Origin of the sequence: Pseudomonas sp. NPDC089547 (genome assembly GCF_050280665.1) — a bacterium.
In the GTDB taxonomy this organism is placed as follows: domain Bacteria; phylum Pseudomonadota; class Gammaproteobacteria; order Pseudomonadales; family Pseudomonadaceae; genus Aquipseudomonas.
In genome coordinates, this window is sequence record NZ_JBNNVS010000037.1 from 1 (window position 1) to 10,851 (window position 10,851).

The window sequence follows — 10,851 nt, forward strand, 5'->3', positions numbered from 1 at the left end:
CCAGCAAACGCACGGCTCTGAGGACATTTTGCTCGACGCGCGGCGATACCATGGCCTCGCGCCGGTACAGCATGCCTTGGCTGGGTTCATCAAGTCCAACCCATGGGAAGACTTCTCCGGCCAGTTCAACAAGGGTGACAAGATCACCGGTACCATCAAGTCGATCACCGACTTCGGTATCTTCATCGGTCTGGACGGCGGCATCGACGGCCTGGTTCACCTGTCCGACATCTCCTGGAACGAAACCGGCGAAGAAGCCGTACGTCGTTTCAAGAAGGGCGACGAGCTGGAAACCGTCATCCTGTCGGTTGATCCAGAGCGCGAGCGCATCTCCCTGGGCATCAAGCAGCTGGAAGACGATCCGTTCTCCAACTTCGTTGCTGTCAATGACAAGGGCGCTATCGTCAAGGGCATCGTGAAAGAAGTTGACGCCAAAGGCGCCATCGTCACCCTGGCCGACGACATCGAAGCCACTCTGAAAGCTTCCGAAATCAGCCGTGACCGCGTTGAAGACGCGCGTAACGTCCTGAAGGAAGGCGAAGAGATCGAAGCCAAGATCATCAGCGTTGACCGCAAGTCCCGCGTGATCAGCCTGTCGATCAAATCGAAAGACGACGCTGAAGAGCGTGAAGCCATCCAGAGCCTGAAAAACGCTCCGGAAGCTGCTGCCGACACCACCATGGCTGCGCTGCTGCGCGAAGCAATGGCCAAGCAGAACTGAGTTCTGTTTGATCGGTAAAAAGGGCGACCCTCGGGTCGCCCTTTTTTTGTGCCGGAAATGGCGATGATCGTCGGAGTGGGATGGTTATGTTGATGTTTGGCGACGTCATGAAAGGTCGCGGGCGTGATAACAATTTCCTGGTTATCAGGTTGCTGGCGGCAACCGCAGTGGTCATTGGGCATTCTTTTGCGCTCTCCTATCTGGAGTGCCTGAGTTGCACCGACCCTGCAATGCAGTTGGGTATGCCGGTGCCGGTCCACAGCCTTGGGGTGGAGGTGTTCTTCATGGTCAGCGGTTTCCTGATCGCTGCCAGTGGTGAGCGCAACAGTATCAGGGAGTTCTACCTGGCGCGTGCGCTCAGGATCCTACCGGGTCTTGTGGTGTGTTTGTTCCTCATGGCTTTTGTGCTGGGGCCTGTGGCGACCGCGCTGCCGCTTGCCGAGTATTTCTCGGAAGGCCAGGTGTACAAGTACTTCTACAGCCCACTGCTGATTTTCAACAATGCCCAGTTCGTGCTGCCTGGGGTGACCTTTACCCCACGCTTCCAAGGGGTTTCGGTGAATGGCAGCTTGTGGACCATCCCGCTGGAAATGCGCATGTACCTGGTACTTGGGGCCTTGGTGCTGGTGGCCAGGTTCTGCCGCTGGCCGACGGCGGGCATTACCGTGGCGGCGCTGCTGGTTGCGCTGGGGCTGCATACCCTGCATCCGGGGTATGGGGAGTACCCGTTCAAGCTGGTGGTATGCTTCCTGGCAGGCTCGGCGTTCTATTCCTGCCGGTCGGTGATTCCGCATAGCGGCTGGCTATTGTTTGCCTGTGTCGCGTTGTTCCTGTTGAGCAAGGGCGGGCGCTTTGAAGTCTTTGCATTTGCCATCCTGACGATTTACGCGACCTTGTATATTGCCTATTGCCCGCAGGTGAAGTTGCCTGCTGTGGTGCAGGATTACTCGTACGGTATCTACCTGTATGCATTTCCGATCCAGCAATTGCTGGCGGGGGCGATGCCTTGGGCTGGGCCGTACTGGTTGATGCTGGCCGCGGTGCCGGCCTCCTGGGTGGCGGGGTACGTGTCGTGGGTATTGGTGGAAAAGCCTGCGCTGGCGATGCGCAAGCGTTTCTCCCGGGCGGCCGCTCGACAGCAGTTGGCTTGATCGTGTGCGCAGGTCTCGATTTCCATGGTCGCACCTTCTCCTGTGGGATCACCCAGCCCTCCCACAGGGGCTGTCGGTGCTTGTTGCCTAGACCATTCTTGTAAAACTTCAATCTTGAATTTTTTTATTAAGTCAAGTTCCACCCTGTTCAAATCCTTCCCGGCGTGCTACAAACTGGTTAAGCAATGATCTAGCTGCTTGATAACGAAGGGAAAAATATGACGAAGTCGGAGCTGATCGAACGTATTGTCACCCATCAGGGGCTGCTCTCGTCCAAGGACGTAGAGCTGGCCATCAAGACCATGCTTGAACAGATGTCGCAATGCCTGGCTACCGGCGATCGCATCGAGATCCGCGGTTTTGGCAGCTTCTCGCTGCACTATCGCGCCCCTCGCGTTGGGCGCAACCCGAAGACCGGGCAGTCGGTCAGCCTCGAAGGTAAGTTCGTGCCGCATTTCAAGCCCGGCAAAGAGCTGCGTGACCGGGTCAATGAAGAAGACGAGGCCGAAGCCTGATCATTCAAGGAGCAATCTGATGCGTAACCTCAAGCGCGCCCTGGCGGCGGTATTCGTGCTGCTGTTGGCGGCTGTGGTTCTGTTCTTCGTGCTGGAGAACCAGCAGGCCGTATCGTTGGTCCTGTTTGGCTGGGCTGCGCCGGAAGTGCCGGTTGCCGTGCTGGTGCTGGCAGCATTGGTCGTTGGTCTGGCCGTCGGGCCATTGCTGGGTGCCTACGGCGTACAGCGGAGCAAGCGCAGAATCAGGGCGTCTGCTCGGCAGGCTGCGCTGAGCGGCAACTAAGGAAATTTCCTACGCCTGTTTAGGAAAGCCTCACCTATGCATGCACTGGCCGTCATGGAGTAATAGCCCACTTCATTTTCGGCCCAGGCGAGTGTGTGCAGCATGGAATTTCCCAGCCTTTCCCATCACGGTGGAACCCGCGGCGTTACCGGGTCTTGCCACCAGCTGCACCTCGACCCATCCAGCAGTCTGCTGATCGACTGCGGCCTGGAGCAAGGTGCTGATACGGCACCGGGTGCTGAAAGCGTGCCGCTTGGCTTCGGTGTGCAGGGCATCGAGGCCCTGATCATCACCCATGTCCACCTTGATCACGTTGGCCGCATACCTGTGCTGCTGGCTGCCGGCTTTCGCGGCCCCATCCTGTGTAGCGAGCCCTCTGCACGACTGCTGCCACTGGTACTGGAGGATGCGTACAGGCTGAGCATCAGCAGCGAGCCTGCGCGGGTGGCTCGGTATATCGATTTCATTCGCGACCTTATCGTGCCGCTGCCGTTCGAGCAGTGGCACGCGGTGGTCGAGCGCCCTGGCCTCTCTTGCCGTATTCGTCTGCAGCGCGCCGGCCATCTGCTGGGTTCGGCCTATGTCGAGTGCGATATGCAGCATGCCAAGGCCAATAGCCGCTATGTGTTCTCAGGTGATCTGGGCGCTTGTGGCAACCCCTTGCTGCGGCCGTTGCAGCCGCCCGAGCGTGCTGATGTACTGGTGCTGGAAAGCACCTATGGCGACCGCCTGCATGCGCAGGCGGGCGACCGCAGGCAGCGTCTTGAAGATGCCATCGATCGCGCCCTGGCTGACAAGGGCACCATCCTCATCCCGGCTTTCAGTCTGGGTCGCACCCAGGAGTTGCTGTATGAGTTGGAAGATATTCTGCATCGCAAGTCCCTGCTGACGGCATCGGCCTCGTCCCCCGAAGCTGACCCGCTCGATTGGTCGCAGTTGCCGATCATCCTCGACTCGCCGCTGGCTCAGCGCATTACTGGCGTGTACCGGGAACTGCACGATTACTGGAATACACAAGCCAGGGCACGCCTTGCCGAAGGGCGCGATCCGTTCGGCTTCAGCCAGTTGATCAGCGTGGACACCCATGCTCGCCATCAGCAGGTGGTCAATTACCTGAAAAGCACCGGCCGGCCAGCGATCGTGATCGCGGGCAACGGCATGTGCTCGGGTGGGCGTATCGTCAATTACCTAAAGGGCATGCTGGGCGATCCTCGGCACGAGGTGATATTCGTCGGCTACCAGGCCAAGGGCACGCCCGGCGCGGTGATACAGGCCAGTGAGGGCGCTGAGGGCTTTGTGCAGATCGACCTGGACGGGCGAATGTACCAGGTGCGGGCAAAAGTCATGACGCTGGCGGGGTGCTCGGGGCATGCGGATCAGGACGGGCTGGTGAGGTTTGCCCTCGGTGGCCATCAGCCGCCCGCCAAAGTGCTGCTGGTGCATGGCGAAGAGGCTGCAAAGCAGGCGCTGCAAGGTGCTCTGCGCAGGCAGGCTGGGTGGGCAGGGAGGGACCTGCAAGTCTCTATCGCCTGAACCCTTGGTCTGACAACTGTGGCATCGGCGACGTAAGGCGGGAACTAATCGAGGTGTGGTTCATCTACTGCGGCTAACCCCAGGTTCTGGACAGGTTAATTGTTGGCATAATGCCGCTACACTGGGGGGCGTATGCCTCAGCCGGTCCCGCGCAGTAGCTCGCGTAGTTTTGGTATGCCAGAAACCGTGTACACAGTCAGACCCAAGGAAAAAGACAAGAAATGCGCAATGATCTTGAGCGCCGCAGTAGCACAAGTGAGGAAGTCGACCTGCTTGAATTTCTGGAAGGGGTGTGGCGGCAAAAGCTTCTCATCTTTCTGGTGACGCTTGCAGTTACCGCAGTGGCGCTGGCTTACGCGCTTTTGACTAAACCGCTTTATGAAGCGAAAGTTTTTCTGGCCGCGCCTTCTGCCAGCGATATTGCTGACCTCAACTACGGGCGTACCAGTCAGACCGGCCTTGAGCCTTTCACTTCGCGCAAGGTTTTTGATATCTTCGTCGAGCATTTGAATGGTGAGACGCTGCGTCGTCAGTTCTTCAAGCAAGTTTACTTGCCTTCGGCTTCTGCGGGGCAGGGCGCGCAAGGTGCGTTGTATGCAGCGTTTAACGGCTCATTCGACGTAGTGCAGCTGGCAGGTGAGCCGGCGCGGGCGTATGTCGCCTTCCGCGGGCGTGATCCTGCGGTGGCGTCCGAGTGGGCTGCCGCCTATGTCGACCAGGCCAGCGCAGCGGCCAAGGCCGAGCTGTTGCACGATGCCACCAAGGAAGCCGAAGTTCGCGCCAGCGCGCTGCAGTTGGAACTGCAGAACTTGCGTGAAAACGGCCAGCGGCAGCGCGAAGACAAGATTACCCGTCTGCAAGAGGCGCTGCGTATTGCCAATGCCATTGGCCTGGAAAATCCACCGCTGATTAACGGCGAAGTGTCCAAGGCATTGTCGTCGAAAATGGATGGCGAACTGACTTACATGCGTGGCAGCAAGGCGCTGGCCGCAGAAATTGCCAACTTGCAACAGCGTAAAAGCGAAGATCCGTTTATTGAAGACCTGCGGCAAGTACAAACCCGCCAGCAGTTTTACCAAGGACTGGTCGCGGCAAAGCGCGATGTTAATGTCTACCAACTGGATGGCACGATAGAACAACCGGATGTACCTGTTAAACCAAAACGCAGCTTGATCATTGCCATGGGTGTGATTGTTGGCCTTGGCCTCGGTTGCCTGATTGCCACCCTGCGATATGCCTTGCAGAATTTGCAACGGCGTCGGGCGTGAGCGCAAACGAACAACATCGCTTACCTCACATTTACCGCGAGACATTTGCCGTGCGAACGGTGAAACTGCAGAAATAAAGGGGGCCAGCGTGACTGGCCCCTACAAAAATTCACGCCAAAGGTTTACCGATGAAGCTTGTTCAAACGAACATTCCCGATGTAGTCATAGTGGAACCCGCCGTGTACGAGGATGATCGCGGGTGGTTCACGGAAACCTTCAATGAAACCCGCTTTCATGGCGCCTTGCTCGAACTCGGCCTGAGCAAGCCCCGTGCGTTCGTCCAGGACAACCATTCGATGTCTCATCGTGGCGTGCTGCGCGGCCTGCATTTCCAGCGCGCACCGCATGCCCAGGGCAAGCTGGTGCGGGTGGTGCGCGGTGCAGCCTACGACGTCGCCGTCGACATTCGCCCAGGCTCACCCACGTTCGGCCAATGGGTAGGGGTGGAGCTGACCGAGCGCAATAACCGCATGCTGTGGATTCCCGAGGGTTTCGCGCACGGTTTCATTGCCCTCGAGGACGAAACGCACTTCCTCTACAAAACCACGGATGTTTATAACAAGGCTGCCGAAGGCAGTATCCACTGGGATGACCCGGACCTGGCCATTGACTGGCCGATGCGCGACGGTCTAATCGTCAGCGAAAAGGACAACCAGGCCCCGTCGTTCCGCCATCACCTCAGCACTGCCGAGGATGGGGCGCTGGCCCAGGTCGAACTGTTCAAGGTGCTGGGTGACCACCGCGGCCAACTGGTGGCCCTGCAAGCCCTGGACAACGTGCCATTCGCCATCAAGCGCGTGTATTACCTGACCGAGACGCTGCCTGGGGTTTCCCGCGGCTTCCATGCCCACAAAGAACTCAACCAGCTGGCCATCTGCGTGTCCGGGCGCTGCCGCATGCTCATGGATGACGGCACCACCCGCACCGACCATTGGCTGGACGCCTTCAACAAGGGCATCCTGATTCCGCCCATGGTCTGGCACGAAATGCATGATTTCAGCCCGGACTGCGTGCTGTTGGTGCTTGCAGACGCCCATTACGACGAGGGCGACTACATTCGTGACTACACAACGTTCACGGAGCTGAAGCGCAATGCCTAGCATTCATCAACTGGCCGATGTGAAAAGCGATGCTATCGGCGAAGGCACCCGGGTGTGGCAATTCGTGGTGATCATGAAAGGTGCCCAGATCGGGCGTAATTGCAACATCTGCGCCCATACCCTGATTGAAGGCGATGTGGTGCTTGGGGATAACGTTACGGTCAAGTCCGGCGTTTACCTATGGGACGGTACGCGTATTGCCGATGACGTGTTCATCGGCCCCAATGCGACGTTTACCAACGACGCGATGCCGCGCTCCAAGGTTTACCCGGAGCAATTCAACGGCATTACCCTGGAACGGGGCGCCAGCATTGGCGCCAATGCCACTTTGCTGCCAGGCGTTGTCGTTGGCGAGTACGCCATGGTGGGGGCAGGGGCTGTGGTGACGAAAGACGTCCCGCCCTATGCCGTTGTTGTAGGGAATCCAGCAAAAATTATCAGGGTGATAGACCGCAATGGTTAAGTTTCTCGATCTGCAAGGTGTGAATGCGCAGTACCGTCAGGCTTTGATCGATGCCTGCACCGAGGTTATCGACTCGGGCTGGTACATCATGGGCGAGAAGCTCAAGCAGTTTGAAACCCAATTCGCCAGTTACTGCGGGGTGAAGCACTGTGTTGGCGTGGCCAACGGCCTGGACGCGCTGATTCTTACCCTGCGTGCCTGGAAGCAACTGGGCCGTATCGCCGACGGCGACGAGGTACTGGTACCGGCCAACACCTACATCGCCACCATTCTGGCGATTACCGAAAACAACCTGGTGCCGGTGCTGGTGGAGCCCGATGAAGGCAGCTTCAACCTCGGCGCGCACAACCTGGCGCAGGCGCTGAGCCCGCGTACCCGCGTGATCATGCCGGTGCACCTGTACGGCCGGCTTGCCGACATGCCGGCAATCAACGCCTTCGCCCAGGCCCATGGCCTGCTGGTGCTGGAAGATTCCGCCCAGTCCCACGCAGCCGAACTTGACGGGCGCCGCGCCGGCGCGTGGGGCGATGCCTCGGGTTTCAGCTTCTATCCCGGCAAGAACCTGGGTGCGCTGGGTGACGCCGGTGCGATCACCACCAACGACGATGCCCTGGCCGAAACGCTGAAAGCGCTGCGCAACTACGGCTCGCAGGTGAAGTACATGAACATGTACCAGGGGGTGAACAGCCGCCTGGACGAGTTGCAGGCCGCGCTGTTGAGCGTGAAGCTGGCGCACTTGGACAACGAGACCCGCCTGCGTCAGCAGGTGGCGCAGCAGTACCTGGCCGGTATCGATAACCCTGCCATCCAGTTGCCCGACCCGGGCGTGGCCGGCCAGCATGCCTGGCACCTGTTCGTGGTGCGCAGCGAGTGCCGTGAACAATTGCAGCAGCATCTGGCGCAGCAGGGCGTGCAAACCCTGGTGCACTACCCGATCCCGCCGCACCGGCAGCAAGCCTATCCGCAGTTGGCCGACCTGTCGCTGCCGCTGACAGAGCGGCTGCATGAGCAGGTGCTGAGCCTGCCCATGGATCCGACCCTGACCGTCGAAGCCATCCAGCACGTCATTGACGCCTGCAACAGCTTTTCGCGTCCTTGAGTGCCAGGTATGACCCTGATCAGAACCAGCCTGCTCAATGCAATAGCGGTTGCAGTAAAAATGGCCACCTTGCTTGGCCTGAACAAGGTGCTGGCCCTGTACGTGGGGCCGGCCGGTTACGCGGCCATTGGCCAGTTGCAGAATGCGGTGACAATGTTCACCACCCTGGCCAGCGGTGCCGTGAGCACGGGGGTGACCAAGTACACGGCCGAGTTCGCCGAACAGCCCGAAGAGCAGCGCAAGGTGTGGAGAACCGCCGGCACACTGTCGGTACTGGTTTCGCTGCTGCTGGCGGTGTTGATCATCGTGCTGCGCAACCCTTTGGCCAACTGGTTCTTCAATGATGAATCGCTGGCTACGGTGCTGTTGTGGTTTGCCGCCACCCTGGTGTTCTTCGCCTTCAACTCGTTGTTGCTGGGCGTATTGAACGGCAAGAAAGATGTCCCGCGCTATGTGCTGGCCAACATTCTCGGCAGCCTGATTTCGCTGGTTGTCACCTGTGCGTTGACCATCCAGATGGGACTGTACGGCGCCCTGGTGGCGCTGGCGGTGTACCAGTCGATCAGCTTTGTCGCCACCTTGCTGATCTGCATGCGCACGCCCTGGTTCCGCCTTGGCGACTTCTTTGGTGGCCTGGACCGCCAGGCCCTGGGGCGGCTGTCGAAGTTCGCGCTGATGGCCGTGGTCACCGCCTGCTCGCTGCCGGTTTGCCATGTGTTCCTGCGTGACTACCTGGGCAATACCTTTGGCTGGGAACAAGCCGGCTACTGGGAGGCCATGTGGCGCCTGAGTTCGGCGTATCTGATGCTGATTACCACGACCCTGGCGGTTTACTACCTGCCGCGGCTGTCCGAGCTCAAGGATGCTGGTGAATTGCGCCGGGAGATGCTGCAGGGCTACAAGCTGATCCTGCCCATGACCATCCTGGCCGGGCTGGTGATCTACCTGTTGCGCGACTTCATCATCCAGGTGCTGTTTTCTGAATCGTTCCTGCCGATGCGCGAACTGTTCGCCTGGCAGATGGTGGGCGACAGCCTGAAGATTGCCAGCTGGTTGATGGCCTACCTGATGCTGGGCAAGGCACTGACGCGGCTTTACCTGGTAACCGAAATCCTCGCCACCCTCTCGCTTTACGGCCTGACGGTGTACCTCACGCAACTCTGGGGTTATGACAAGGTCACACTTGCCTACGCCGTCAATTACCTGTTGTATGCGATTGTGATGTATTTCGCAGTCTTCCGGCGTTTGCCGTCGATTGTCGCTGATTCGGCACGGAGCTGAGCAATGAAGCAAGTGGTAGAGCAGCTGCAGGCACGGATACTGAAGGCAGCGCCAGGGCCAGCATTGGCTCAAGCGCAAGTCTATGGTGCGCTGCTCTGGGCCGTGGACCTGAACATCTATGAGGCCGCCGCGCTGGAGCGCCACCTGGTGGCCCAGTGCGCCAGCCTGGTCAAGGTGCCTGCCGGCAACGGCGAGTCGCGCGGGTGCCTGCATGTGGTCAGCGAACCTTACATGCAGGGCGGCCATACCCGGCTGATGGAGCGCCTGGCGCACATGCACGAAGGCCCGGTGGACCTGCTGGTAACACGCGGTGCCAAGCCCGAGGTGCTTGAACGCCTGGCGGGCTACTTCGCCCATATTGAAGTGGCGCACGGTGATGACCCGTGTGCCCGCCTGCAATCCGTCGTCGACACCTTGGCCCGGTACGACAAGGTCGTTTTGCACATCCACCCGGATGACATCATCACCACCGTCGCCTGCGGCCTGGTGAAGCAGCAGCGTGGTGCCACACAGACGGTGTATTTCGTCAACCACGCCGACCACGTGTTCAGCTTTGGCGCCTCGGTTGCCGACGTATATTTCGAGATCAGCGCCTACGGGCACCACCTGGACAAGAAAAAACACCTCACCTGCCAGAAGAGCTTCCTGGCGATCCCGATCGAGACCAACGGGGCCAAGGTGCCGGATGCTTCGCCGACACATGAGCGGATCAAGGTATTCAGCGCAGCCTCCGCGGCCAAGTACAAGCCCCACGGCGGCCTGGACATGCGCCCGTCGATCACTGCCATTCTCGAGCGCTTCCCCAAAGCCGAGTGCTGGATCATCGGCGCCAACCCGCTGACCAATACCTGGTGGTGGACGGTCAAGCTGCGTTACCCGACGCGCTTTTTCATCCGCCGCCACCTGCCGTACAAGGACTACCTGGCATTTGCCGAAAAAGCTGACTTCTACCTGGACAGCTACCCCATTCCCGGCGGCACAGCGTTCGCCGAGCAGTTGCTTAAAGGCCGTCGCTGTGTGGGCCTGGTGGCACCGATCCAGGGCTATTCCCCGGCAGACAGCCTGAAAGTGCCCGGCGTTGGCCAGTTGCTGGCCAGCATCGAGCAGCCGCAGCCCAGTGCGCCGGTGGTCGAGGCCGTACAGCGGGTGAATTCGGTAGAAGCGGTCAAGGCACGCTACCTGGCCTGTATCGAACGTGGCGAATTCTGCGAGAACGAACTGGCAGCCATGCTGCCGTGGACGGGCAACCTCGATTTCATGAAACCGACAGGTAAGGTCACTAGCATGATCCCTGCGGATGTCTTCGACGCCTTGTGCCGCATCGACACGAACCTGGCGCTGCGAACTCTGCTTTCCTACGCTTGGGTGCCGCGCATCAAGATCCTGATCAAGGTCACGCTGTTGCGGCTGGCCAGGCTTGCCAGAGCGAGAGGGTGA

The 10,851-nt window shown here is 59.6% G+C and carries 11 protein-coding genes and 1 pseudogene; all 12 read left to right on the forward strand.

Annotation, left to right across the window (positions count from 1 at the left end; all coding sequences use genetic code 11):
• Window positions 1–721: S1 RNA-binding domain-containing protein (locus ACQKPZ_RS21205; protein WP_427541831.1), on the forward strand; the 721-nt coding region annotated here is incomplete at its 5' end.
• Window positions 722–801: 80 nt separating this feature from the next.
• Window positions 802–1,872, forward strand: a complete 1,071-nt coding sequence (locus tag ACQKPZ_RS21210; RefSeq protein ID WP_427541834.1) for an acyltransferase family protein — start codon at window positions 802–804, stop codon at window positions 1,870–1,872.
• A gap of 218 nt (window positions 1,873–2,090) precedes the next feature.
• On the forward strand, window positions 2,091–2,387 hold the full coding sequence (gene ihfB, locus ACQKPZ_RS21215) for an integration host factor subunit beta (protein WP_003252675.1): 297 nt from the start codon (window positions 2,091–2,093) through the stop codon (window positions 2,385–2,387).
• Between the two features lie 19 nt (window positions 2,388–2,406).
• Window positions 2,407–2,670 carry a lipopolysaccharide assembly protein LapA domain-containing protein gene (locus ACQKPZ_RS21220; protein WP_427541837.1) on the forward strand — a complete coding sequence of 88 codons (264 nt, stop codon included), beginning with the start codon at window positions 2,407–2,409 and terminating at the stop codon, window positions 2,668–2,670.
• A 102-nt stretch (window positions 2,671–2,772) separates the two neighbouring features.
• Window positions 2,773–4,203, forward strand: coding sequence for an MBL fold metallo-hydrolase RNA specificity domain-containing protein (locus tag ACQKPZ_RS21225; protein WP_427541840.1), 1,431 nt, complete (start codon window positions 2,773–2,775; stop codon window positions 4,201–4,203).
• A gap of 221 nt (window positions 4,204–4,424) precedes the next feature.
• Window positions 4,425–5,471, forward strand: a complete 1,047-nt coding sequence (locus ACQKPZ_RS21230) for an LPS O-antigen chain length determinant protein WzzB (RefSeq protein ID WP_427541842.1) — start codon at window positions 4,425–4,427, stop codon at window positions 5,469–5,471.
• Between the two features lie 128 nt (window positions 5,472–5,599).
• Window positions 5,600–6,130: pseudogene (gene rfbC, locus ACQKPZ_RS21235) on the forward strand (dTDP-4-dehydrorhamnose 3,5-epimerase); the annotation flags it as partial.
• A 66-nt stretch (window positions 6,131–6,196) separates the two neighbouring features.
• Window positions 6,197–6,571: a sugar 3,4-ketoisomerase gene (locus tag ACQKPZ_RS21240; protein WP_427541933.1), complete on the forward strand. Its 375-nt coding sequence runs from the start codon at window positions 6,197–6,199 to the stop codon at window positions 6,569–6,571.
• Entirely contained in the window at window positions 6,564–7,034 is a 471-nt protein-coding gene (locus ACQKPZ_RS21245) for an acyltransferase (protein ID WP_046615538.1), read from the forward strand. Before ACQKPZ_RS21240 ends, ACQKPZ_RS21245 begins: the two co-directional genes overlap by 8 nt.
• Complete coding sequence (locus ACQKPZ_RS21250) at window positions 7,027–8,133, forward strand: DegT/DnrJ/EryC1/StrS family aminotransferase (RefSeq protein WP_427541845.1); 1,107 nt, start codon at window positions 7,027–7,029, stop codon at window positions 8,131–8,133. Before ACQKPZ_RS21245 ends, ACQKPZ_RS21250 begins: the two co-directional genes overlap by 8 nt.
• A 9-nt stretch (window positions 8,134–8,142) precedes the next feature.
• Window positions 8,143–9,414 (forward strand): O-antigen translocase, encoded by a 1,272-nt coding sequence (locus tag ACQKPZ_RS21255; RefSeq protein ID WP_427541847.1) that lies wholly within the window; start codon window positions 8,143–8,145, stop codon window positions 9,412–9,414.
• 3 nt (window positions 9,415–9,417) lie between these two features.
• Window positions 9,418–10,851, forward strand: coding sequence for a hypothetical protein (locus ACQKPZ_RS21260; RefSeq protein ID WP_427541850.1), 1,434 nt, complete (start codon window positions 9,418–9,420; stop codon window positions 10,849–10,851).

Excerpts from the sequence above, each read along its gene's own strand:
- ACQKPZ_RS21210 (WP_427541834.1), top strand. The coding sequence starts at position 802 with ATGGTTATGTTGATGTTTGGCGACGTCATGAAAGGTCGCGGGCGTGAT.
- ihfB (WP_003252675.1), top strand. The coding sequence starts at position 2,091 with ATGACGAAGTCGGAGCTGATCGAACGTATTGTCACCCATCAGGGGCTG.
- ACQKPZ_RS21220 (WP_427541837.1), top strand. The coding sequence starts at position 2,407 with ATGCGTAACCTCAAGCGCGCCCTGGCGGCGGTATTCGTGCTGCTGTTG.
- ACQKPZ_RS21225 (WP_427541840.1), top strand. The coding sequence starts at position 2,773 with ATGGAATTTCCCAGCCTTTCCCATCACGGTGGAACCCGCGGCGTTACC.
- ACQKPZ_RS21230 (WP_427541842.1), top strand. The coding sequence starts at position 4,425 with ATGCGCAATGATCTTGAGCGCCGCAGTAGCACAAGTGAGGAAGTCGAC.
- ACQKPZ_RS21245 (WP_046615538.1), top strand. The coding sequence starts at position 6,564 with ATGCCTAGCATTCATCAACTGGCCGATGTGAAAAGCGATGCTATCGGC.
- ACQKPZ_RS21250 (WP_427541845.1), top strand. The coding sequence starts at position 7,027 with ATGGTTAAGTTTCTCGATCTGCAAGGTGTGAATGCGCAGTACCGTCAG.
- ACQKPZ_RS21255 (WP_427541847.1), top strand. The coding sequence starts at position 8,143 with ATGACCCTGATCAGAACCAGCCTGCTCAATGCAATAGCGGTTGCAGTA.
- ACQKPZ_RS21260 (WP_427541850.1), top strand. The coding sequence starts at position 9,418 with ATGAAGCAAGTGGTAGAGCAGCTGCAGGCACGGATACTGAAGGCAGCG.